21 protein-coding genes are annotated in these 22,320 nt (G+C 75.1%); 17 read left to right on the forward strand and 4 right to left on the reverse strand.

All coding sequences use genetic code 11. The annotated features are described in order from the left end of the window. Positions 1–19: 19 nt before the first annotated feature. From LIU39_RS09630 to mscL, 4 genes are all read left to right on the forward strand, one after another. On the forward strand, positions 20–376 hold the full coding sequence (locus tag LIU39_RS09630) for an FmdB family zinc ribbon protein (RefSeq protein WP_227046195.1): 357 nt from the start codon (positions 20–22) through the stop codon (positions 374–376). Positions 377–463: 87 nt separating this feature from the next. After that, positions 464–1,297: an S-methyl-5'-thioadenosine phosphorylase gene (locus LIU39_RS09635; RefSeq protein ID WP_227046196.1), complete on the forward strand. Its 834-nt coding sequence runs from the start codon at positions 464–466 to the stop codon at positions 1,295–1,297. A gap of 161 nt (positions 1,298–1,458) precedes the next feature. Beyond that, on the forward strand, positions 1,459–1,758 hold the full coding sequence (locus tag LIU39_RS09640) for a hypothetical protein (protein ID WP_227046197.1): 300 nt from the start codon (positions 1,459–1,461) through the stop codon (positions 1,756–1,758). A gap of 250 nt (positions 1,759–2,008) precedes the next feature. Continuing rightward, positions 2,009–2,503 carry a large conductance mechanosensitive channel protein MscL gene (gene mscL / locus LIU39_RS09645; RefSeq protein ID WP_227046198.1) on the forward strand — a complete coding sequence of 165 codons (495 nt, stop codon included), beginning with the start codon at positions 2,009–2,011 and terminating at the stop codon, positions 2,501–2,503. A 40-nt stretch (positions 2,504–2,543) separates the two neighbouring features. Here mscL and LIU39_RS09650 read toward each other — a convergent pair whose 3' ends face one another. Together LIU39_RS09650 and LIU39_RS09655 are read right to left on the reverse strand one after the other, a co-directional pair. Then, the gene (locus tag LIU39_RS09650) at positions 2,544–2,903 is read right to left on the reverse strand and encodes a hypothetical protein (protein ID WP_227046199.1); all 360 of its coding nucleotides are present in this window, start codon (positions 2,901–2,903) and stop codon (positions 2,544–2,546) included. A gap of 304 nt (positions 2,904–3,207) precedes the next feature. Continuing rightward, positions 3,208–4,560 carry an alpha/beta hydrolase gene (locus LIU39_RS09655; RefSeq protein ID WP_227046200.1) on the reverse strand — a complete coding sequence of 451 codons (1,353 nt, stop codon included), beginning with the start codon at positions 4,558–4,560 and terminating at the stop codon, positions 3,208–3,210. A 644-nt stretch (positions 4,561–5,204) separates the two neighbouring features. On the opposite strand from LIU39_RS09655, the gene LIU39_RS09660 reads away from it, so the two are divergent. The 10 genes from LIU39_RS09660 (at position 5,205) to LIU39_RS09705 (ending at position 17,018) form a co-directional block, all read left to right on the forward strand. Further along, on the forward strand, positions 5,205–6,509 hold the full coding sequence (locus LIU39_RS09660) for an ATP-grasp domain-containing protein (RefSeq protein WP_227046201.1): 1,305 nt from the start codon (positions 5,205–5,207) through the stop codon (positions 6,507–6,509). Next, positions 6,506–7,387, forward strand: a complete 882-nt coding sequence (locus LIU39_RS09665; protein ID WP_227046202.1) for a hypothetical protein — start codon at positions 6,506–6,508, stop codon at positions 7,385–7,387. Before LIU39_RS09660 ends, LIU39_RS09665 begins: the two co-directional genes overlap by 4 nt. Next, positions 7,384–8,568 carry a PLP-dependent cysteine synthase family protein gene (locus tag LIU39_RS09670; RefSeq protein ID WP_227046203.1) on the forward strand — a complete coding sequence of 395 codons (1,185 nt, stop codon included), beginning with the start codon at positions 7,384–7,386 and terminating at the stop codon, positions 8,566–8,568. The genes LIU39_RS09665 and LIU39_RS09670 overlap by 4 nt, the downstream gene beginning before the upstream one ends. Then, complete coding sequence (locus LIU39_RS09675) at positions 8,565–9,707, forward strand: mandelate racemase/muconate lactonizing enzyme family protein (RefSeq protein ID WP_227046204.1); 1,143 nt, start codon at positions 8,565–8,567, stop codon at positions 9,705–9,707. Before LIU39_RS09670 ends, LIU39_RS09675 begins: the two co-directional genes overlap by 4 nt. After that, positions 9,691–10,950, forward strand: coding sequence for an MFS transporter (locus LIU39_RS09680; RefSeq protein WP_227046205.1), 1,260 nt, complete (start codon positions 9,691–9,693; stop codon positions 10,948–10,950). The genes LIU39_RS09675 and LIU39_RS09680 overlap by 17 nt, the downstream gene beginning before the upstream one ends. Before the next feature lie 26 nt (positions 10,951–10,976). Next, positions 10,977–11,816: a class I SAM-dependent DNA methyltransferase gene (locus tag LIU39_RS09685; protein ID WP_227046206.1), complete on the forward strand. Its 840-nt coding sequence runs from the start codon at positions 10,977–10,979 to the stop codon at positions 11,814–11,816. Between the two features lie 132 nt (positions 11,817–11,948). Beyond that, positions 11,949–13,589: an ABC transporter substrate-binding protein gene (locus tag LIU39_RS09690; protein WP_227046207.1), complete on the forward strand. Its 1,641-nt coding sequence runs from the start codon at positions 11,949–11,951 to the stop codon at positions 13,587–13,589. Further along, positions 13,586–14,539: an ABC transporter permease gene (locus LIU39_RS09695; protein WP_227046208.1), complete on the forward strand. Its 954-nt coding sequence runs from the start codon at positions 13,586–13,588 to the stop codon at positions 14,537–14,539. The genes LIU39_RS09690 and LIU39_RS09695 overlap by 4 nt, the downstream gene beginning before the upstream one ends. After that, positions 14,536–15,387, forward strand: a complete 852-nt coding sequence (locus LIU39_RS09700; protein WP_227046209.1) for an ABC transporter permease — start codon at positions 14,536–14,538, stop codon at positions 15,385–15,387. Before LIU39_RS09695 ends, LIU39_RS09700 begins: the two co-directional genes overlap by 4 nt. Further along, positions 15,384–17,018: an ABC transporter ATP-binding protein gene (locus LIU39_RS09705; RefSeq protein WP_372463833.1), complete on the forward strand. Its 1,635-nt coding sequence runs from the start codon at positions 15,384–15,386 to the stop codon at positions 17,016–17,018. Before LIU39_RS09700 ends, LIU39_RS09705 begins: the two co-directional genes overlap by 4 nt. Positions 17,019–17,041: 23 nt before the next feature. Here the strand turns inward: LIU39_RS09705 and LIU39_RS09710 are convergent, their stop codons facing one another. After that, positions 17,042–17,572 (reverse strand): AMP-binding protein, encoded by a 531-nt coding sequence (locus LIU39_RS09710; protein WP_227046210.1) that lies wholly within the window; start codon positions 17,570–17,572, stop codon positions 17,042–17,044. A gap of 246 nt (positions 17,573–17,818) precedes the next feature. Here LIU39_RS09710 and LIU39_RS09715 point away from each other — a divergent pair, with 246 nt between their 5' ends. Next, positions 17,819–19,186: an MFS transporter gene (locus LIU39_RS09715; RefSeq protein ID WP_227046211.1), complete on the forward strand. Its 1,368-nt coding sequence runs from the start codon at positions 17,819–17,821 to the stop codon at positions 19,184–19,186. Here the strand turns inward: LIU39_RS09715 and LIU39_RS09720 are convergent. Beyond that, positions 19,165–20,532: an MBL fold metallo-hydrolase gene (locus tag LIU39_RS09720; protein ID WP_227046212.1), complete on the reverse strand. Its 1,368-nt coding sequence runs from the start codon at positions 20,530–20,532 to the stop codon at positions 19,165–19,167. The two genes, LIU39_RS09715 and LIU39_RS09720, sit on opposite strands and share 22 nt — an antisense overlap. A gap of 234 nt (positions 20,533–20,766) precedes the next feature. Here LIU39_RS09720 and LIU39_RS09725 point away from each other — a divergent pair, with 234 nt between their 5' ends. Further along, complete coding sequence (locus LIU39_RS09725) at positions 20,767–21,570, forward strand: GntR family transcriptional regulator (RefSeq protein ID WP_227046213.1); 804 nt, start codon at positions 20,767–20,769, stop codon at positions 21,568–21,570. Next, positions 21,555–22,320: sulfite exporter TauE/SafE family protein (locus LIU39_RS09730; protein ID WP_227046214.1), on the forward strand; the 766-nt coding region annotated here is incomplete at its 3' end. The genes LIU39_RS09725 and LIU39_RS09730, both read left to right, overlap by 16 nt.

A 22,320-nucleotide genomic window follows, 5' to 3' on the forward strand; every position in this document is an offset into this window, starting at 1 on the left:
GTGCCAGGAGGAAGTCACAGTGCCGACCTACCAGTACCAGTGCACCGAGTGCGGCGAGGGCCACGAGGCGGTGCAGAAGTTCACCGACGACGCGCTCACCGAGTGCCCCAGCTGCAACGGACGCCTCAAGAAGGTGTTCTCCGCGGTCGGCATCGTCTTCAAGGGATCCGGGTTCTACCGCAACGACAGCCGCGGCTCGTCGTCCAGCAGCAGCCCCGCGAAGTCCGGCTCCGCGACGGGCACTTCGGACGCGTCGTCGTCCTCGTCGGGTTCCGACGCGAAGTCGACGTCCTCGTCGTCCGACGCCAAGCCCGCGTCCTCCTCGACGTCCTCCAGCAGCACATCGGGCTCCAAGAGCAGCAGCTCGGCCGCCTGACCCAGACACCTCCCGGACCCCGCCGTCGCAGCCGACGGCGGGGTCCGGCGCGTCCGCCGGAGTGACCGCCCCGATAGTGTGAACGGCATGGCTGACGCGGAGATTGGCGTTATCGGCGGATCGGGTTTCTACTCGTTCCTCGACGACGTGACCGAGATCACGGTGGACACTCCTTACGGGCGCCCCAGCGATTCGCTGTTCCTCGGGGAAGTGGCGGGCCGCCAGGTCGCGTTCCTGCCGCGGCACGGCCGCGGACACCACCTCCCGCCGCACCGCATCAACTACCGCGCCAACCTGTGGGCCCTGCGGTCGGTCGGCGTCCGCCAGGTACTCGGCCCGTGCGCCGTGGGCGGACTGCGCCCCGCATACGGGCCGGGCACGCTGCTCGTCCCTGACCAGTTGGTCGACCGCACCAAGGCCCGCGCCCAGACGTACTTCGACGGTGAGCCGCTGCCCGACGGCAGCGTCCCGAACGTCGTCCACCCGACCTTCGCCGACCCGTACTGCCCCGTCGGGCGCGCGGCGGCGCTCGCGGCGGCGCACGGCCGGGACTGGGCGGCGGTCGACGGCGGCACCCTGGTCGTCATCGAGGGCCCGCGCTTCTCGACCCGCGCGGAGTCGAAGTGGCACGCCGCCCAGGGCTGGTCCGTGGTCGGCATGACGGGCCACCCCGAGGCCGTGCTCGCCCGCGAACTGGGCCTCTGCTACACATCGTTGACGCTGGTCACGGACCTGGACGCGGGCACCGAGACCGGCGAGGGCGTCTCCCACCACGACGTCCTGGAGGTCTTCGGCCGGAACGTCGGGCGCCTGCGTGAGGTCCTCTTCGACGCGGTCGCCGGCCTCCCTGACTCCGCCGGCCGCGACTGCCTGTGCACCCGCGCCCTCGACGGCTGGGACCTGGGTATCGAGCTCCCGTAGGACGCGCTGCCCGGGGGCGCCTCCTGATGGCGGGCACCCCGATCCCCTCGCACGGGTGACGGAGTTGTCCACACCCTGCGGGGCCGTCCACAGGCCGGCACGGCCGCGGGGAAAAGCAGGCACGGTGGTGATCGCCGGGTCCTTTTCCTCCACCGCAGGCGGTGATCACCGTGTCCGTCCCCGCGCCCCGACCGTCCCACCCACTCCCCTTACCCTCACCGCTGTCCCCGGCCGCGCCCGTCGCCGACCTTCCCACCCCCACCCCGTGTGACGTCCCGCACTTCGCACCGCTGCGGATCGGCGGCGCGCGGCACCGGGGGCGGCGGTCCCGGCAGCGGCGCCTGCTGGCCGCCGGGCTGGCGATGGCCGCCGCAGCCTGGGCCGGGGGCGCGTTCCAGGACGCCGACCGTGCCGCACCCGCGGTCGGCTGCCGGGCGACGACGGACTCCGGGGAGCGATAACCCATGACGCAAGATCGAGTTGTGTCCGCTTCGTCTGCACGCGTAACTTTTGGGGTCGGCGGGATTGTTGCCGCATCGTTCCGAGGGCGCTCGCCCTCCGTCGCCGGCATCGCCGCATCGATCCGCACTGACGCTCTGGTCGATCGCTGGTTCGTGTTGCGCGACTGGACACCTCTCCCCCGCCCTGACGTAAGTTGCGGTGCTGATTGTTGGTGCACCGCCCGTACCGAACGTGGAAAGAGGCTGACTGGTGAGCGACGAGAACAAGGGCGTCCTGCAGGGATTCAAGGAATTCCTGATGCGCGGAAACGTCATCGAACTCGCGGTCGCGGTGGTCGTCGGTGCGGCGTTCACGAACATCGTGAACTCCGTGGTCAAGGGCGTGATCAACCCGATCATCGGCGCCCTGGGTTCGCAGAACCTCGACAACTACAAGGCGTGCCTGACCACGTGCACCGTCGACAGGAAGTCGGGCGAGTTCACCGACGGGATCTACATCCTGTGGGGCTCGGTGCTCAGCGCCGCGCTGACCTTCCTCATCACCGCAGCGGTGGTCTACTTCCTCATGATCCTTCCGATGAACAAGTGGAAGCAGCGCCAGGAAGCCAAGAAGCCGGTGGACGACACCCTGGCCGCACCGACCGAGGTCGAACTGCTGGCGGAGATCCGCGACGCCCTGATCGCGCAGCGCAACGGCTCCTCGTCGGCGACCGGCACGGTCATCACGCAGAAGCAGCCGCAGTAGCGGGACCGCAGCAGCGTCCTACGCCGCCCCACTGCCTCGCTCAGAGGTGGTGGGGCGGTTTTTCGTCGAGGAAGCGGGCGAGGTCGGCGGCGCCGCCGGAGGGCGCGGGGCGGTCACCCCAGCCTCGGTCGGTGTCGTCCGACGACTGCTGGTTCAGCGGGTCGTCGAAGATCAGAGCCGCCTTGCGGCGCGCGGCGGGAGGGGGCGCTGCGGCGGCGGTGGTCCGGGGCGCGGGCCGGGCCGTGGCCTGGCTCGCCGGGGTGGTCTCCTCGGGGGCCTCCGGGGGGCCGGCCTCCGGGGCGCCTGACGCGGGGGCTTCGGCCTCGGGGGCGCCGGTGGTTCCGGTCCCGGGGCCTGCGGGGGCGGGGGCGGCCGGGTCGGGTGCGGGGGTGTTGCTCACCTCTTCAGGGTACGGCCGCGGGAACGGCCGCCCTCCGGCTGCGGCCGGTCCGGCCGGATCGGGCCGGGCGGCGGGCGGTGACGGGCCAGGCGGTGTTGCGCATACGGACGGTCGCGCCTGCCCTGTTGATCTCTTGCGGCCGGGTGCTCGTGGGCCTCGCCGTGACCCGCCCGGACGCCCCGCTCCGGGTGCGCAGGACGCTGGAGGGCGGCGCCCCGGGTTCGCGGCGGTCAGGAGTCCGTCACCCGCTGCCTGGATGCCGAGTGGCGCCGCGGTCGGCCGGCGGAGCACAGCGACACGGCCGTTACGGGAGTCCCGGGCCCGCGCAGCGGATGTCGGTGGTGGGCGTGGTTCCGTCGATCAGGTAGTCGGCGACCGTGTCGTCCACGCAGGGGTTGCCGCGGCTGGCGAAGACGCCGTGCGAGTAGTCGTTGTCGAGGGTGATCAGACGCGAGCCGGGGAGGGTGCGGCGCAGTGCGCGGGCGCCGGCGGCCGGGGTGACCGGGTCGTGGGCGGAGGCGACGAGGAGGACAGGGGGTGCCTGGGGGCTGCCCAGCGGGGTGCGGTGGGTGGGCTTGTGGTGCCAGTAGGCGCAGGTGGTGGCTTCGAGGCCGGTGAGGAGGGGCAGCGGGTCGGTGCGGCGCAGTGCGCGGATGTCGGCGAGCACGGTGTGCGGGTCGGGCCCGGGTCCGTCGGCGCATGTGACGGTGCGATTGGCGGCTTCGTAGGTGCGGGAGGCGGGCGCGGCGAAGTCGTCGGCGGGCCGGAGTCCGTCGGCGGTGCCCTCGTGGAGGTATCGGCGCAGGCCGTCGCCGAGCGGGGCCCAGCGTTCGGTGCGGCCCAGCGCGCGGTAGACGGCGCGATCGAAGGCGGCCGGGCCGAAGCCGTGGTCGGGGTGTGCGGCGAGGGCTGCGCGGGCGCGGGTGTAGAAGGCGCGTACGGCGCGCGGGGTGGCGCCGAGCCGGTAGCGGGCGGGGTCGCGGGCGAGCCAGGCGAAGAGGGTGTCGCGTTGCCGGAGCAGGGCACGGGCCTGGCGGACGTCGAACTCGTGCCAGTCCCAGGGGCCGACGACGCTGTCGAGGACCATGCGGTCGATGCGGTGGGGATGGGCGGCGGCGTAGGCGGCACCGAGGTAACTGCCGTAGCTGACGCCGAGGTAGCTGAGGGCGGGTTCGCCGAGGGCGGCGCGCAGGTCGTCCATGTCCTCGGCGGTCTCTTCGGTGGAGAGGTGGGGCAGCGCGGCCCCTACGCCGCGGGCGCAGTCGTCGGCCAGGGCCTTGAGGCCGCGCAGATGGGCGCGTTCGGCGGGGCGGTCGCGGGGCACCGGGTCGACGCCCGGGGCGTCGAAGAGGCCGCCCATGGGGCCGCAGTCGGCGGGGTCGCTCGCGCCGGTGCCGCGGGGGTCGAAGCCGATGATGTCGTAGGCGCGGCGCACCTGTTCGGGGAGTTTGGCGCGTTTGGTGACGGCGTAGGGGAGGCCGGAGCCGCCGGGCCCTCCGGGGTTGACGAGGAGGATGCCGCGGCGTTCGGCGGGGGTGCCGGTGGCACGGACCCGGGAGACGGCGATGCGTAGGTGCGGGCCGTCGGGGCGGGTGTGGTCGAGGGGGACGGCGAGTGAACCGCAACCGACCCGGGCCGGCGGGTCCGGCTCCGGCACGGAGTCGGGGCAGGCGCTGAAGGCGATCCGGGCGACGGGGCGGGCGGCAACGGGACGGGCGTCGGCGGGACGGGTACCGGTGGAACGGCCGTCGATGGGGCGGCCGTCGCTGGGGCGGCCGTCGGCCGGGACAACGGAGGCCGGGACAACGGAGGCCGGGTGCGCGTCGGCGGGACGGGCCCCGGAGGGACGGCCAACAGCCGTGACAGCAAAGGCCGGACCACCCCCAGCCGCACCGGCACCAGCCATGGCACCCGACGCCGAACGGCCCTCGGCCGTCACCAAACCCACCGCCGCACCACCCCCACCAGCCACCAACCCCACCGCCACCCCGCTCCCCCGAGCCGTCGGCCCCATAGGTGCGCCCGCCTCGCCCGGTCCGCTCGCCGTCGGGCCGACCCCCGTGGCGATCAGGAAGCAGCCGACTCCGGCCCCGATGGCTGTGGTTCGGCGGCGGGTGGGGCGAGGGGACGGCAGCGGGTGGGGGTGACGGGGGATGGGCATGGGGCGCTCCAGATGGGCAGACTGAACATGACAATGAAAATGATTATCGATACCGTGGGGGTTCGGTCAACACGGGTCCGCGGCCCCGGGGGGCTTCCCTCGGCCTGCCCGGACCCCCGGCACGGCAGCGATGGGGAGTCATGGGGCATCTGTTGATGGTCGAGAGCTGGGTCGGTGCGATGAGCCGGCTGCTGCCACGTGCAATCACCGAGGCCGGGCACACGTTCACGTTCCTCACCCGCGATCTGCACCACTACCTGCGGTCGGCACCCGAGGGAGTCGCCCATCCGCTGCTCGGCGCCCGCAATCTCGTCACCGCCGACACCAACGACCTCGCAGCGCTGCTCCCGCAGGCCGAACGGCTGCACGGGGCGCTGCACTTCGACGGGGTGCTCAGCTCCTGCGACTACTACCTGCCGACGGTGGCGGCCGTCGCCGGGCACCTGGGGCTGCCGGGCCCCGCGCCGCAGGCCGTCACCGCCGCCTGCCGCAAGGACGAGACCCGGCGCACCCTGCGGGCCGCCGGTGTACCGGGGCCGCGCTTCGCGGTCTGCGACGGGTTCGCCGCCGCGGCGGTCGCGGCCCGGGAGATCGGCTACCCGCTGGTGTTCAAGCCGGTGGACCTGTGCGCGGGGATGTTCGTACGGCGCGTCGACGACGAGCGGGAGCTGGCCGTCGCGCACCGCGCGCTGGACGCCTTTCCCATCAATGCGCGCGGCCAACTGCGGTCGCCAACCGTCCTGTTGGAGGAGTTGCTGGAGGGGCCCGAGGTCAGCGTCGAGACCGTGTCGTGCGGCGGGCGGGCCCGGGTCGTCGGGGTCACCGACAAGAGCGTGGGCGGCGCGCCGGGGTTCGTCGAGACCGGCCACATGTTCCCCGCGGGGCTGGCCGCCGAGGACACGGAGGCGGCGGCGCGCACCGCGGTGGACGCGCTGGCGGCGCTCGGTCTCGATCAGGTCGTGGCGCACACCGAGATCAAGCTCACGGCGTCGGGCCCCCGGGTCGTCGAGGTCAATCCGCGGCCCGCGGGCAACCGCATCACCGAACTCGTGCGGCACGTCACCGGCATCGATCTGGCCGCCGCCTGCGTGGACCTGGCGCTGGGCCGGCAGCCGGATCTTGCGCCGCGCGAGACCGGCGTCCCGAGCGCGGCGATCGGCTTTCTGCTGCCTGCGACCGACGGCGTGCTCACCGGGTACGACCTGGCGGGGGACGACGGCGCTTCCCCTCCGGACGAAGTGCCGGATGTGACGGCCGAGTTGGAGGGCGCTCCCGGGGTCCTGGAAGTACGGCTGGCCGAGCCGGGCACGCGGGTGCGGGCCGCCGCCGACAACAACGGCTACCTGGGCCATCTCATGGCGACCGGTTCCGGTCCTGGCGATGCCCGTACGCGCGTCGCGTCGCTGCTCGCCGCGGTCCGGCCGCGCGTGGTGGCGGGCCGATGAGCACCCCGTCCGCGACCGCAACGGCCGCCACCGCCGACGACCGGGAAACCCTCGCCCCACTCACCGGCTGGCCGAGCCTCGACGTGCTCCAGCAGGCCGTCCTCGACACCGAGTTCGGGCCCGACCCACGGCAGCTGCGGATCTCCACGGCCTTCGCGACCACCCAGGCCGTACGGCACGACGGGCGGGCCGGCGGCTACCGCAATGAAGTGCTCAGCCTGCGGCTCGGCGCGGTCGTCGGGTCGTGCGCGGCCGAACCCGGAGCGCTGCCGGATGCGGCCGTGGCGGACGCCGTCGGCGCGGACGTGGCGACGCTGCTCGGCCACCGGCTGCCTGTGGTGCGGATCGCCGCGCTCGACGCGTACCTGATGCACTGCGCGCCGCACGTCCCGGAGCACGGGGCGCGGCCGGTGCCGCTGCCCGCCGGATCCTCGCTGGAGAAGTCCCTGGCCAGGGCGCGGGCCGTTGTGGAGCTGCTGGCGCCCGCCGTGCCCGCCGGGGGCCGGGTGCTGGTCGTCGGGGTCGTCAACTCGCTGCTGGAAGCGCTGCGTTCGTGCGGGCTGCGGTATGTGCCGTGTGACCTGAAGGGCGGCGTGACGGAGTGGGGCGAGCCGGTGGTGACCGATGCCCTGGCCGCCGCCGCGGGCTGCGACGCGGTGCTCGCGTCGGGGATGACCCTCGGCAACGGGAGTTTCGGCCCACTGCGCGCGCTCGCCGCCGAACGCGGGCTGCCGCTGGTGCTGTTCGCGCAGACCGGCAGCGCGGTGCTGCCCCGCTTCCTGGGCGCGGGGGTGCACGCCGTGTGCGCCGAGCCGTATCCGTTCTTCTGGCTCGACGGCGGCCCGGGAAGCATCCACCGCTACGGGGGGAACCGATGAACGCCACGACAACCACCCCGCCGTGTACCGGGCCCGCCGATGGCGGCGCGGCGGCGAACGGCGGGCCCGGCGCCGGTGCGCACCTGCTGGGGCTCGTCGGCCGGACGCCGCTGGCGCGGATCGGCGGCGAACTGCCGGGGCCGCACCCCGGGTTCTGGGCGAAGCTGGAGGGCCACGGCGTGGGCGGCATGAAGGCCCGTGCGGCGGTGTCGATGCTGCTGGGCGCGCGGGAGCGGGGCGAACTGCTGCCGGGCGCACCGGTGGTGGAGTCCACGTCCGGCACCCTCGGCATCGGCCTGGCCTTCGCGGGCCAGGCGCTCGGCCACCCCGTCGTCCTGGTGGGCGACACCGAGCTGGAGCCGTCCATGCGGCGGCTGCTGCGCGCGTACGGCGCCCGTCTGGAACTGGCGGACCGGCCGGCCGCGCACGGTGGCTGGCAGGCCGCGCGGCTGGCCCGGCTGCGCGCGGTGCTGGCGGAGCTGCCCGGCGCGTACTGGCCCGATCAGTACAACAACCCCGACAACAGGGCGGGTTACGCCTCGCTGGCCGCCGAGATCACCGCCGAGCTGCCGCATCTGGACATCCTGGTGTGCAGCGTCGGCACCGGCGGGCACAGCGCCGGGATCGCGGAGCCGCTGCGCAGGCACTGGCCGCGGCTGCGGCTGATCGGCGTGGACGCCACCGGCTCGACGATCTTCGGGCAGCCCGCGCGGCCCCGGCTGATGCGCGGGCTCGGCAGCAGCATCCAGCCGCGGAACGTGGCCTACGGCGCGTTCGACGAGGTGCACTGGGTGGGCCCGGCCGAGTCCGCCGACACCTGCCGGCGGCTGGCCCGTACCAGCTTCGTCAGCGGCGGCTGGAGCACCGGCGCCGCCGCGCTGGTGGCGGCCTGGGCCGCGCGGGTACACCCGGGCGCGGTGGTCGCCACGGTCTTCCCCGACGGGCCGCACCGCTATCTGTCGTCCGTCTACGACGACGACTTCACCACCGCGCACGGCGTGGACTGCGCGGCCGCCCGCACCCGCCCCGTCGAGATCCCGCACCCGCAGGCCGTCGAGGCCACCGGCTGGATGCGCTGCACGACGGTGATCGACCCGTGCGCGCCCGCAGGCCCTGCCGCCCGGTCCCGTTCCGGCGCGGCCGTCCCGCCGCCGCACCCCGCTCAGGAGGCCCCCGCATGAAGACCACTGTGCGCACCGCGCGCCTCGAACTCGCCGAGCCGCTGCGGATCTCCCGCGCCACGATGGCGGCCAGGGACGCGGTCTGGCTGACCGTGGAGCGGGGCGGCCTGCGCGGCCACGGCGAGGCGGTGGCCAGCGCCTATTTCGGCCTGGACACAAGGACGCTGGTGCGGCTGCTGCGCGAGGCGGCCGCGGCGATCGAGCGGTGCGGCGACCCGGAGACCGCGCTCGGCGCCGTACGGGCCGGGGAGCTGCCGGGGCCCGGCACCCCGCCCGCGGTGATCTCGGCCGTCGAGTCGGCGCTGCTCGACCTGGCGGGCAAGCGGGCCGGCACCGCCGTGCACCAGCTGCTGGGGGCGGTGGCCCCGCCGTCCGCGGCGACCGCCCGCACCATCGGCATCACCTCCCCCGCGCGGGCCGCGGTGCTGGCCGCCCGGCTCGCGGACAGCGGCTTCACGCTCATCAAGGTCAAGGCGGGTGCCACCGACCCCGATGAGGATCTGGCGCGGATCCGCGCGGTGCGGGAACACGCCCCGGACGCCGTCCTGCTGGTCGATCCGAACGGCGGCTGGAGCGTGCCGCAGGCCGAGGCGCTGCTGCCGCGCTGCGCGGAGCTGGGGGTGGCGGCCGTGGAGCAGCCGCTCGCGCCGGGCGATCCGGAGGGTCTTGCGGCGCTGGCGGCCCGTTCGCCACTGCCGGTGATCGCCGACGAGGACGCGGTGTCCTACGAGGACGCGCGGCGGCTGGCCGGGCGGGTGCAGGGCATCAACGTCAAACTCGCCAAGTGCGGCGGGGTGTTCGCGGCCCTGCGGATCGCCGAACTGCTCGCCGGCAGCGGCACCGAGCTGATGCTGGGCTGCCTGACGGCCAGCACGCTGGGCATCGCGCCTGCCGTCCATCTGGTGCACCGGGCCCGCTGGGTCGACCTGGACGGACACCTGCTGCTGGCCCGCGACCCGTGGACCGGCATCGGCGGCACGGACGGCACGGTCCGGGCGAGCGACCGGCTCGGCCTGGGCGTCCGCCCTCGCCCGCCGGAGGTCACGGCCGCCGCCGCGCTCCCCCCGTCCGTATCCTCCGCAGGCCGCGCCGCAGCGGCCCGCCCCAGTGAAAGGCCGCGCCGTGCAGACCTGGCGTGAGATGCGGGAATTCCCGCTCGCCATCCGCCTCCTGCTGATCAACCAGCTCGGCGTGAACACCGGCTTCTACCTCCTCATCCCCTACCTGGCCACGCACCTGGGCGATGACCTGGGCATGTCGGCGGCCGTCGTCGGCATCGTGCTCGGGGTGCGCAACCTCAGCCAGCAGGGCCTGTTCCTGATCGGCGGTTCGGCCGCCGACCGGCTCGGTGCCCGCCGCGTGATCATCGCCGGGTGTGCCCTGCGGACGCTCGGCTTCGCGCTGTTCGCGCTGGGCGACGGGCTGCCCGTGCTGCTGGCCGCCTCCATACTCAGCGGGCTGGCCGGAGCCCTCTTCAATCCGGCCGTACGCGCCTACCTGGCGCAGGAGGCGGGCGGCCGCAAGGCGGAGGCGTTCGCGCTGTTCAACGTCTTCGCGATGGCCGGGGCGCTGGTGGGGCCGCTGCTGGGCAGCGCGCTGCTGCTCGTCGGCTTCCGGGCGTCCGCGGTCACCGCCGCCGTGGTCTTCGCGCTGCTGACCGTCGCGCAGGCCCTGGTCCTGCCGGCCCGCGAGGTGCCGCCCGCGTCGTCCAGTGTGCTCGGCGACTGGCGTGAAGTGGTCGGCAACCGCGCCTTCCTGGCGTTCGCGCTGGCCATGGTCGGCATGTTCACGATGGAGAACCAGCTGTACCTGCTGCTGCCCGACGGGGCGCGGCACGCCACCGGCTGGGCGGGCGCGGCCGGACTCGTCTTCCTGACCGGCACGCTCGCCAACCTCACCCTCCAACTGCGGGTCACCCGGGCACTCAAGGCCCGCGGCACCCGCGGCCGCTGGATCACCGTGGGGCTCGCCCTGATGGGCCTCGCCTTCGTCCCGCCGATGGCGGTGGCGGGCGCCGGGCGCCCGGACGGGACGGCGGCCGCGCTGCTCGGGGTGGTCCCGGTGCTGGCCGGCACGCTGCTGCTCTACCTCGGCGTGATGATCGCCCAGCCGTTCGTGATGGAGCTGATCCCCGACTTCGGCCGCCCCGAGCTGACCGGCACGTACTTCGGCGTCTTCTACGTCGTGTCCGGCATCGCGGCCGCGGCCGGCAACGCGCTCGTCGGCTGGGCGATGGACGCCGGTGCCACGCTGCGCGCACCCTGGCTGCCCTGGGCCTGCTGCCTCGCGTTCGGCCTGCTCCCGGCGGCCGTCGTCGCCCGGCTGCGGTCCCTCCCCGAACGGACACCCGCACCGGCCCTGGCGACGGCGTCGGCCGACTGATGACGATCTCAGGAGGAACGGACCCCATGCCGCCCAAGGACACCCCCGAACCCTCATCGTCCGCCGCCGGTAAGGCAGTTGACGGCAATCTGCTGACCGACCACCCCGAGCTGTACGAGGCGCGGTTCCCCGACCCCGACGGGATCGCCGCCCGCTGGGCCGATGACACGCTGCGGCGGCACGGCGCCGGGGCACGGGTCCTCGACCTGGGCTGCGGCACCGGCCGGGACGCGGCCCGCCTCCAGGCCGCGGGACGCCGGGTGGTGGGCGCCGACCTGTCCGACGCGATGCTCGGCTACGCCCGCAGCCACCACCCCGGCCCCGCCTACACCCGCGCCGACCTGCGCCGCTTCTCCCTCGGGGCGCGCGCGTTCGACGCCGTCGTCTGCCTGGACAGCGCGCTGCTGTACTGCCACACCAACGAGGAACTCGACGGCCTGCTGGACTCCTGCCGGCACGCCTTGGAGCCGGGCGGCCTGCTGGTCGCCGAACTCCGCAACGGCGCCTACTTCCTGGGCCGCACGGACCTGCTGGACACCCCGCGGGCGGACGGCTTCACCTGGCGCGGCACGTCCTACCGGTCGCACACCACCCTGACGGTCGACCGCACCGCGCAGCTGCTGCGCCGCCACCGGGTGTGGACCACGGACGACGGCACGCCGCAGGTCACCCAGCGCTCCGCCTGGCGCCTGCTGCTCCCCCTGGAACTGCGGCGGTTCCTGGCCGCACACGGCTTCACGGTGCTGGCCCTGTACGACGGCCCAGGACCGCGGACCGAGCCGCGCTGGCAGGAGGGCGACACCCCGGGGGACCGCACCGACGCCGACCGGCTGCATCTCGTCGCGCGCCTGACCTCGGCGCCGTGACCGCGCCCGTGACCGCGACGCCGTGACTGCGGCACCCTGACGGACACGCCCCGTGCCCGCCGGGCTCTCCGGGCGCCCCGTCCCGCCCGTTCGCCTCTTCTTCGCTCCTCTCCCTCCCGCAAGGAGTTCGCCATGCGAGCCGACGACCGCCCCGCGCCCGGCCCCGGAAGCCCCGCACCGGGGCCGTACGCCCCCGCCGACGCCTTCCTCTACCCGGGGCTGCACCGCCGCGGATTCCTCGCCGCCGCCTCGGGCGCCGCCGCGGTGGGCGCGCTGGCGCTCGCCGGCTGCGGCGCGGGCGGCTCCGGGAGCGACGGGTCGGGCGGCGACGCGGGCCCGCCGCGCCGCGGTGGCCGGCTGCGCGCCGCGTTCGCCGGCGGCGGCGCGAACGAGACCCTCGACCCGCATCTGGCCAACCTGTTCTCCGATGTGGCCCGCGCCAAGGCGCTGTTCGACAAGCTCGCCGACTTCGGCGCCGACCTCACACCACGCCCCCGCCTCGCCGCCTCCTGGCAGCCGAACAAGACGCTGGACCGCTGGACGGTGACGCTCCGCAAAGCCGCCTTCCACCACGGCCGCCCGGTCACCGCCGACGACGTCCTGTTCAGCTTCCGCCGGATAGCCGACCCCGCGAAGGCGTTCCGTTCCAAGGCCGACCTGGACCCCATCGACCTCAAGGCGAGCCGCGCCAAGGACCCGCGCACCGTCGAGTTCCACCTCAAGCGGCCCACCGCCGAATTCCCCGACGTACTGGCCGCGTTCGGCGCGTACATCGTGCCCGCAGGCACCCGCTCCTTCGACCGGCCGGTCGGCTCGGGCCCGTTCCGCCACGTCTCCTTCGCGCCCGGCAGGTCGACCGTGCTGCGCCGCTTCGACGACTACTGGGACGGCGCCCCGCACCTGGACGAGCTGGAGTTCGTCGCGGCCGACGAGGAGTCCGCCCGGGTCAACGCGCTGCTCGGCGGCCAGGTCGAGTACGCGCACGAGCTGAGCCCGGCCACCGCCCGCGCCCACGAGGGCCGCGGACAGATCCGGATCGTGCGGCTGAAGAACAGCGCCATGCAGGCGTTCGCGATGAAGACCGACCGGCCGCCGTTCGACGACAAACGGGTGCGGCAGGCGTTCTTCCTGCTGGCCGACCGCGCCGAGCTGGTACGCGGCGCGCTGTCCGGCGCCGGGGAGATCGGCAACGACCTGTTCGGCAAGGGCTACGCGTACTACGCGGACGGACTGCCGCAGCGCACCCAGGACCTGGACCGGGCCCGGCAACTGCTGAAGCAGGCCGGGGCGCAGAACCTGAAGGTCACCCTCGACACGTCCGACGTGGCCGCCGGATTCACCGAGGCGGCCGGCATCTTCCGCGACCAGGCCGCCAAGGCGGGCGTACGGATCACCGTGCGCCACCGCGACAAGGACAGCTACTGGAGCGACATCCTCGAATCCGGGACGCTGTGCTCCTACCGGTCCGGCGCCATGCCCATCGAAATGCACCTCTCCCAGCGGCTGCTGACCGACTCCACCACCAACGCCACCCACTGGCACCACAAGGACTTCGACGCGCTCTACCAGCAGGCCCGGTCCACCGCCGACCGCGGCGAGCGGACCGCGCTCTACGGCAGGATGCAGCGCCGGCTGCACGCCGAAGGCGGCTTCCTGGTCTGGGGGTTCGCCGACTGGATCGTCGGCACCGCGCAGCGGGTACGGGGCGTGTCCCGCACGGCGCCCGCCAACTCCCTCGACTGGGCCCGCTTCGACAAGGTCTGGCTGGCGTGAGCGGCCTGCGGTCCTTCGTGGTGCGGCGGCTGGTCCTGGGCGCGGGCCAGACCGCGGGGGTGGTCCTGCTGGTCTTCGCCCTGACCGAGGCACTGCCAGGCGACGCCGCCGTCACCCTGGCCGGCGACCGGCCGGAACCGGAACGCATCGCCGCGATCCGCGCGTCGATGCGGCTGGACCTGCCCGCGTACGAGCGGCTCGCGCACTGGGCGGGCGGCCTGCTGCACGGCGACCTCGGCCGGTCGCTGGTCACCGGCCGCCCGGTCACCGGCTACCTCGCCGACGGTCTGGCGCCGACCCTGCTGCTGGCGGCGCTCACCGTCGCCCTGCTGGTGCCGGCCGGCGTCGGCCTCGGGGTGCTGGCCGCCCGCCGCGAGGGCGGCCGCGCCGACCGGCTGATCAGCTCGGTGACGCTGGGCATCTACGCGGTGCCGGAGTTCGCCTTCGGTGTCCTGCTGGTCTTCGTCTTCGCGCTGCGGCTCGGCTGGCTGCCGCCGACCGCGGTCGGCTACGGCGGCGATCTGCTCGCCCGTCCGGCGGCGCTGGTGCTGCCCGTCGCGGTGCTGCTGGCCCGCCCGGTCTGCTCGATCAGCCGCCTGGTGCGGGCCGGCATGCTCGACGCGCTGGCCTCCCCCTACGTCGCGCAGGCCCGCCGCTACGGCATCGGCGCCGCCCGGATCCGCTACGCGCACGCGCTGCCGAACGCGGTGGCGCCCGCCGCCCAGCAACTGGCGCGGACCGTCGACTGGCTGCTGGGCGGGGTGATCGTGGTCGAGGCGCTGTTCGTCATCCCCGGCCTGGGAACGGTGCTGCTGACCGCGGTGTCGGCCCGCGACATCCCGGTCGTCCAGGGCCTGGCCGTGGTCTTCGGCGTGCTCACCGTCGCGTTGAACCTCGCCGCCGACCTGGTCACCCACCGTCTCGCGCCCCGTACGGGGGTGGCGGCATGACGGCACGGGCCACCGCCGCACGCCCGTGGGCACGCTTCACGCTCGGGGCGCTGCTGGTGTGCCTGCCGCTGGCACTGGCCCTTCTGGGGCCGCTGTTCGCCGGTGCTGCGGGGCCGCGCGGGGCGTCGTTCACGGTCGGCGGCGGCGCCCTGCTGGGCACCGACTTCGCGGGGCAGGACGTGGCGCGGCAGGTGCTGCTGGGCGGCCGGTCGGTGGTCCTGATCGCGCTCTCCGCGACGGTGCTGGCGTACGCCGTCGCGCTGCCGCTCGCGTTCGCCGCGGCCCTGACCCACCGGACGTGGCTGGAGGAGCTGCTGATGCGGCCGCTGGACGTGCTGCTGGCGGTGCCTTCGCTGCTGATGGTGCTGCTGGTGGCGACGGTGTTCGAGCCGGGCGCGGCCGGGCTCGCGGTGCTGGTGGCGCTGGTCAACGTGCCGGACGCGGCCCGCATCGTGCGGGCATCGGCCGCCGAGGCCGCCGCCCGCCCGGCCGTGGAGGCCCTGCGGATGCAGGGCGAGAGCTGGTGGCGGATCGCCGTCGGCTACGTGGCCCGCAGTTGCCTGCGGACCCTGGCGGCCGACGCGGGGGTGCGGATGACCGGTGTGCTGTATCTGGTGGCGACCGCCGCGTTCCTGGGCGTCGGCGTCGATCCGGACGCCGCGGACTGGGCGGTGATGGTCGACCGCAACCGCACCGGCCTCTTCGTCCAGCCGTGGGCCGTGGTGGTGCCCGCGCTGCTCATCGTGGCGCTGTCCATGGGCACCAACCTGCTCGGCGACGCGGGCCTGGCAGACCGGGCGGGGACCGGCCGTACAAAGGGCCGTACGAGGAAGGGATCCGTCGGGTGAGCGGGCACGACACGGGGAACCAGCGGGGCACGGCCGGGGAATGGGCGGCCTGCGTCGAAGAGCTGCGGATCGAGATGCCGGGCGGACGGCGGATCGTCGACGGGGTGTCGCTGACCGTCCGCGCCGGTGCGGTCACCGCGCTGGTCGGCGCGTCCGGCAGCGGCAAGACGACCACGGGCCGCGCGCTGCTGGGCACGTACCCGGACGGCGCCGAGGTCGCGGGCCGGGTGCGGGTGGCGGACGGCGGCCCGGTCGGCTACGTGCCGCAGCACCCGGCCGCGGTGCTCAACCCGGCCCGGCGGGTCGGCGCGCTGCTGTCCGACATCGCCCGCGCCCGCCTGCCCGCGCTGCCCCGCCGGGAGCGCCGCGCGGCCGTCCGCGCCCGGGTCCTGGCGGCCCTGGCGCTCGCCCAGCTGCCCGAAGGCCCGGAGGGCGAGGCCCTGTTGCGCCGCCATCCGCACCAGCTGTCCGGCGGCCAGCAGCAGCGGGTGGTGCTGGCGCAGGCGCTGCTGCTGGGCGCCGAGGTGGTCGTCGCCGACGAGCCGACCACCGGCCAGGACGCGCTGACCAAGCGCCGCATCGTCACCGAACTCGCCCGTCTCACCGGCCAGGGCATCGCCGTGCTCCTGCTCAGCCACGACCTGGACGTGGTGCACGCGCTGGCCGACGAGGTGGTGGTGCTGCGCGCGGGCCGGGTGGTCGAATCCGGCCCCGCGGACCGCGTCCGCACCGCGCCCCGGCACCCGTACACGCGGGAACTGCTCGCGTTCGGCGCGGAGTTCGCGGCCCCGGACGGCACCCAGGAGGACGCGGAGGCTGCGGCCCCCGCCGCTCCGCCACGCACCGACGGTCTCCGCATCCGCCTCGCCGCCGCCCGCTACCGGGACCGCACGCACTCCGGCGGCTCCGTGACGGCCCTGCGCGACACCGCCCTGGACGTACTCCCCGGCAGCTGCCTGGCCGTCGTGGGACGGTCCGGCAGCGGCAAGACCACTCTGGGCCGATGCCTGGCCGGGCTGCACCGCGACTGGGACGGCACACTCACTCTGGACGGCGCCGCCCTGCCGCACAGCGTCCGCTCCCGCACCCCCGGGCAGCTCGCCGCCGTGCAGTACGTCTTCCAGGACGCGCGGGCCGCGTTCGACGAGCACCGCACGGTGGAGGCCCAGACCGCCCGCACCGCGGTGCGGCTGCGCGGTACACCGGCCGACGCGGCACGGGAGGAGGCGCGGGCGACGCTGGCCCGGGTCGGCCTGGACGCCACGCTCGCCGCCCGCACCCCAGGACGGCTCTCCGGCGGCGAGCTGCAACGCGCCGCCCTGGCCCGTGCGTTGACGGCCGAGCCGCGGATGCTGGTGTGCGACGAGATCACCTCGGGCCTGGACGCGGTCAGCCGCCGTGACATCGTCGCGCTGCTCGGCGCGCTGCTGCGGGAACGGGACGGGATGGGCCTGGTCCTGATCACCCACGACCTGGACACGGCTGCGGCGCTGGCCGACCGGGTCGCGGTGCTGGACGGCGGCACGCTCGTCGAGGCGGGCCCGGCACGGCGCCTGCTGACCACGCCCACGCATCCGTTCACCGCTTCACTGCTGGCGGCGGCGCGGCAGCGGGTACCCGCGCGCGGGTGACCCCGGCCCGGCAGGCCGCCCGCTCAGACCTCTTCCAGCTCCTCGTGCCACCAACGGTCCCGGCCCGGGTTCCACCGCACCGGCCGGGCGCAGCGGTTGACCACCAGGACGGGGCGTTTCGCCGCATCGGATCCGGCCGCGTCCCGCGCCAGCGCCCGGTCGAGCACCGCCTTGACCGGACGTATGGCGCCGTCCCAGAACGCCGCGTCCGCGGTGACCAGCACCCGGGCGCGCGCCTCGCGGGCCCGCTCGGCGAGTTCGGGTGCGGTCAGCGACACCGGCAGGGTGCTGCGGATCGCGTCCAGTTGGCCGCAGGCGAGGGTGACGATCACCGAGTCGGGAACCAGCGGGAGATGCACCGCGACCCGGTCACCGGCGCGGACGCCGAGCCGGTGGAGCGCGACGGCCGCACGCTCCGCCTGGTCGAGCAGCATGCCGTGCGTCAGCTCCTCCAGGCGGCCCGGTTCTCCGGACCAGGTCAGCGCGACCCGCGAGGTACGCGACCGGCGGGTGGCTTGCGGTTCGCTGGCATCATCTGCATGCTCTGAGGTCACACGGCGCAACATGTGGACCAGCCTGAAGATCACGCATCAACGTTCGCTGAACGTCCGCTGTACACGGCATCTTCCGCCGCCCCGCCGCACGTCACCGGGCCGCCGCCGACACCCGGGCCCCGCCCCCGCACGGTACGCGCCGCCCGCCCACGCGGGCCCGCGCCCCCTTCCTGCCCCGACTCGGGGCGCCTCTCCCCTCCTCTCCCGCACCCCTCCCACGCCCCACCCGAGAGGCGGCCCGTCCACATGTCCGAGCCCCTGCCCGACCCGGCGCCGGAACCCGCATCCCGGCCCGTCAACACCCCGACTCAGGCGCCCCGTTGGACCTGGACCGCGGTAGCCATCGGCGCCTTCTGCGTCCAGCTTGACGCCTTCGCGCTGAACCTCGCGCTGCCCGTCATCCGGCGCGGCCTGCCGGGCCCGCAGGCCGCCGCGCCCTGGGTGATCGGCGGCTATCTCCTGGCGGCCGGCGCCCTGATGCCGGTCGCCGGACGCCTCGGCGACCTGTACGGCAGGCGCCGGGTGCTCGCCGTCGGCCTTGCACTGTTCGGCGCCGCGGCCGCCGGGTGCGCGCTCGCGCCGTCGCTGCCGCTGCTCGTGGCGGCCAGGGTGGTCCAGGGGGCGGGCGGCGCGCTGATCATGCCGGCCGGGCTGGCGCTGCTGACCTGTGCCTTCCCCGGCGGGCACGGGCGGCGGATGACCGGCCGGGCGCTCGGACTTGCCGGACTGGCCACCGCCTGCGGCCCGTTCGTGGGCGGCGTGCTGGCCCAGAGCGTGTCCTGGCGGGCCGTGTTCTGGCTGACGGTGGTGCCCACCGTGGCCGCCGCCTGCTGCACGCGGCGCGCCACCGAGTCCCGCGACTCGGCCGCGGCCCGCACCCTCGACACGACGGGCGCCGCCGCCGTCACCGGCCTGTGCGCCTGCCTTGCGCTGTCCGTCGCGGGTGCCGCCCCCTGGGCCTGGGCGGGCGGCGCGGCAGCGCTGGGCGCGGTGTTCGTCCGTGCCGAACGCCGCTCCCCCGCTCCCCTGGTGGACCTCGCGCTGTTCCGCAACCGCCGCTACGTCCGGCTGACGGCGGCCGGCGCCCTCGCCAACACCGCGACCGTCGCCCTCCTGTACGTGATCCCGCTGACCCTCCAGCACGCGTACGGGCTGTCGCCGCAGAGCGCGGGGCTGGCCTTTCTCGCACCGGCCGCCGCCCTGGCCGCGGGCGGCCCGGCGGCAGGCCGGGTGCGGCCCGCGGCGAGCGTCCCGGTGATGGCGCTCTGCCTGGCCGCCGCAGCCGTGGCGCTGTGGGCGACACCCCAGGGAGGCCCGCACGGCGCCCCCCTGGCCGCCCTCCTCCTGGCATCGACCGCTGCCGCCGCCGCACTGGGCGTCGCCGGGGCACTCGCCCTCACCGGGACGCAGGCCGTCGTACGCCCCCAGCGCGCGGGCGAAGCGTCCGGCGTGACCAAGGCCGTCCTCACCGTCACCGCCGGCCTTGGCCTCACCCTGACCGGCACCGGCAGCCACCCCTCACTCCACCTCCCGGCCGCAGCCTGCCTGCTGGCGGCCGCCGCCCTGGCAGCCTCATCCGCCCGACGCCCCTCTCACCCCGCCACGACCGCCTGATAGCCCCCCACCACATCGCACACCTCACCGAACCCGCGCGACTCCAGCAGCGCGGCGGCGATCACCGAGCGGTTGCCGCTGCGGCAGTACAGGGTGACGGGGCGGCCGGGGTCCAGCGTGCCGATCCGGGACGGGAGGGTGGCGAGCGGGATGTTGCGGGCGCCGGGCAGCGCTCCTGCGGCGTACTCGGCGGGGTTGCGCACATCCACCAACTGGCTCTGCCCCGTGCCGAGTTCGTGCGCGTCGATGCGGCGGCTCGGGACCGTGCGGGCGGGGTGCCCGGCGAACACCGCGGCCGGGTCGCGGAGATGGCCGATGACCCGGTCGTATCCGATCCGGGCGAGGCGGGTCCTGGCCTCGGCTTCCGTCCCCGGGTCCGCGATCAGCACGATCGGGGTGTCCGGCGCGACGACGCTGCCCGCGTACTCGGCGAACCGGGTGGCGAGGCCGGCGTGCAGGGATCCTGCGAGGTGGCAGCGGGTGTAGGCGCTCAGCGGGCGGCAGTCGAGTAGCGCCGCAGCGCGGGTGTCGCGGGCGGCGAGCGTCTGGTCGAGGGTGAGGGCGGGCGGCGGGGCCTGCTCCAGGGGCGGGTGGCCGTCGCGGTTGAGGGCCGCGTCGTGCGCGAAGTAGCCGGGGGCGGCGGGCTGGTCAGCGGTGACCAGGCGGACGAAGTCGTCCTCCGCCATGGGTTGCAGCGCGTAGTTGAGACGGCGCTGGGCGCCGATGGTGGAGCTGGTCTCGGTGGAGAGGTTGCGTCCGCAGGCCGATCCGGCGCCGTGGGCGGGGAAGACGCGGGTGGCGTCGGGGAGCGGCAGGAGCCGGGTGTGCAGCGAGCGGTACAGGTGGGCCGCCATGTCCTGCGGGGTACGCCCGGCGGCGGAGAGCAGGTCGGGCCTGCCGACGTCGCCGACGAAGAGCGTGTCGCCGGTCAGCACGCCGAACGGTTCGGCGTCCCGCGGGTCCTCGTGGACGAGCAGGCAGATCGATTCGGGGGTGTGGCCGGGGGTGGCGAGCACGGTGAGGGTGACGCCGGTCGCGTCGTCGGGCCCGAGGTGGAGGCGTTCGCCGTCCTGTAACCGCCGGGTGGGGAAGCCGGTTTCGGCGGCCTCGCCGAAGGCTATGGCAGCGCCGGTGGCCCGCGCCAGCTCCAGGTGCCCGGAGAGGAAGTCGGCGTGGATGTGGGTCTCGATGACCAGCTCGATGCGCAGGCCCGATGCCTGAGCGTCATCCAGGTACGCGTCGATGTCGCGGCGCGGGTCGACCAGCACGGCCCGCCCGGTGGTCTCGTCGCCGATCAGGTACGACGCCTGGGACAGGCAGTCGAGGTAGTACTGCGCGAAATGCACGGTCGGCCTCCAGAGGTCGTCGTACGGGACGCGTGCGGTCCCTGCGGCCCCCGGGACGTGCCGCGTTGCCGCGAGGGCCGGGCCTTTCGCGCTGAACGGACGCCCGTACGGACCGCGTTGTGCGGATGCACGGATGTACGTACATTAAGCAGCCGCCGGATTGACGACAAGTCAGTGCCCCCCGCACAGCACGGGCCGGCGCTCACCACCCGTACGTCCGCGAAGGAACCGATCATGACGACCGAACCACCGCAGCAGGGCGGATCCGGCCCGCGCCCGCTGGACCGGCGCTCGCCGCTGCCGCTGTGGGCCCAGCTCTCCGCCGACCTGCGCCGCCGCATGGAAGCCGGCGCGTTCACCGCGCAGTTCCCGGCCGAGCACCGGCTCACCGCCGAGTACGAGGTCAGCCGGCACACCGTCCGCGAGGCGCTGCGCTCGCTGCGCGCGGACGGCCTGGTGATCGCCGAACGCGGCCGCGCCAGCCGCCTGGACACCCGCCCGCTCCAGCAGCCGCTCGGCTCGCTCTACAGCCTCTTCCGGGAGCTGGAGGGGCAGGGGGTCGAACAGCGCAGCGAGGTGCTGCGGCTGGAGCGGACGGCGGACGCCACCGTCGCCGGGCACCTGGAGCTGGTGGCCGACGCGCCGCTGGTCGTCCTGGAGCGGCTGCGGCTCGCGGACGGCGAACCGCTCGCCCACGACACCGCGTACCTGCCCGCCGAGTTCGCCGAGCCGCTGCTGGAAGCCGACTTCGGGCACACCTCCCTCTACGCCGAGCTGTCCGGCCGCTGCGGCGTGAAGGTCACCGGCGGCCGGGAGCGTATCCAGCCATTCCTGCCGGACATCCGGCAGGCGTGGCTGCTGGGACTGGCCGACCGGGAACCGGCGTTCGCGATCGAGCGGCTCGGGCACTCCGGCGCACGCCCCGTGGAGTGGCGCGAGACGGTGGTGCGCGGCGACCGGTTCGCGTTCGTCGCCGAGTGGTCCGACAACAGCCGGGCGGTCGCCCTCGCTCCGCGGGCCGCGTGTCCGTCCTCATAGCCGTCGCCGCGCTGCCGTGCGGGCTGCTGATCGGCCTGCTGCTGGGCGCGCTGGGCGGCGGCGGTTCGGTCCTCGCGGTGCCCGCGCTGGTCTACGTGGCGGGGCAGTCGCCGCAGGAGGCCACGGCGGGTGCCCTGGTCGTGGTCGGCGTCGGCGCGGTCACCGGGCTCGCCTGCCACGGCCGTGCCGGGCGGGTCCGCTGGGCGGCGGGCGGCGCGTTCGGCGCGCTGGGCACGGCGGGCAGCTACCTCGGCTCCCGGTGGAGCGCGGCGGCGGACCCCGCGGTCCTCATGGCGGCCTTCGCGGGCCTGCTGCTGCTCGTCGCCGCGGCGCTGCTGCTACGGACGCTGCGCGACCGCCGCACGCACGGGGACGGGCAGCGGCCTCCAGGGGATCCCCCCACGCCGCCCCGGATACGGCCCGTACGGGTGGCGGTCACCGCGAGCGGCGTCGGGCTGCTGACCGGCTTCTTCGGCGTCGGCGGCGGGTTCGTCGTCGTCCCCGCCCTCAGCCTGGTGCTCGGCCTGGACCTGCCGGCCGCCGTCGGCACCTCACTCCTGGTCATCCTGATCAACTCGGCCACCGCGCTGGCCACCCGGGCGGACGGCGGCCCGCTGGACTGGCCGCTGCTGACCGCCTTCGCGCTGTGCACCGCGCTCGGCAGCTACCTCGGCAACCGGCTCACCGCCCGCCTGCCGCCCCGCGCCCTGGCCACCGCCTTCGCCTCCTTCCTGACCGTCCTCGCCCTGG

This window comes from Streptomyces pinistramenti (genome assembly GCF_020564935.1).
GTDB lineage: Bacteria > Actinomycetota > Actinomycetes > Streptomycetales > Streptomycetaceae > Streptomyces > Streptomyces pinistramenti.

What these genes read in the sequence shown, in the direction of transcription:
- LIU39_RS09670 (WP_227046203.1), top strand. Translation starts at nt 7,384, where the DNA reads ATGAACGCCACGACAACCACCCCGCCGTGTACCGGGCCCGCCGATGGC.
- LIU39_RS09685 (WP_227046206.1), top strand. Translation starts at nt 10,977, where the DNA reads ATGCCGCCCAAGGACACCCCCGAACCCTCATCGTCCGCCGCCGGTAAG.
- LIU39_RS09675 (WP_227046204.1), top strand. Translation starts at nt 8,565, where the DNA reads ATGAAGACCACTGTGCGCACCGCGCGCCTCGAACTCGCCGAGCCGCTG.
- LIU39_RS09665 (WP_227046202.1), top strand. Translation starts at nt 6,506, where the DNA reads ATGAGCACCCCGTCCGCGACCGCAACGGCCGCCACCGCCGACGACCGG.
- LIU39_RS09715 (WP_227046211.1), top strand. Translation starts at nt 17,819, where the DNA reads ATGTCCGAGCCCCTGCCCGACCCGGCGCCGGAACCCGCATCCCGGCCC.
- LIU39_RS09725 (WP_227046213.1), top strand. Translation starts at nt 20,767, where the DNA reads ATGACGACCGAACCACCGCAGCAGGGCGGATCCGGCCCGCGCCCGCTG.
- LIU39_RS09700 (WP_227046209.1), top strand. Translation starts at nt 14,536, where the DNA reads ATGACGGCACGGGCCACCGCCGCACGCCCGTGGGCACGCTTCACGCTC.
- LIU39_RS09660 (WP_227046201.1), top strand. Translation starts at nt 5,205, where the DNA reads ATGGGGCATCTGTTGATGGTCGAGAGCTGGGTCGGTGCGATGAGCCGG.
- LIU39_RS09635 (WP_227046196.1), top strand. Translation starts at nt 464, where the DNA reads ATGGCTGACGCGGAGATTGGCGTTATCGGCGGATCGGGTTTCTACTCG.
- LIU39_RS09690 (WP_227046207.1), top strand. Translation starts at nt 11,949, where the DNA reads ATGCGAGCCGACGACCGCCCCGCGCCCGGCCCCGGAAGCCCCGCACCG.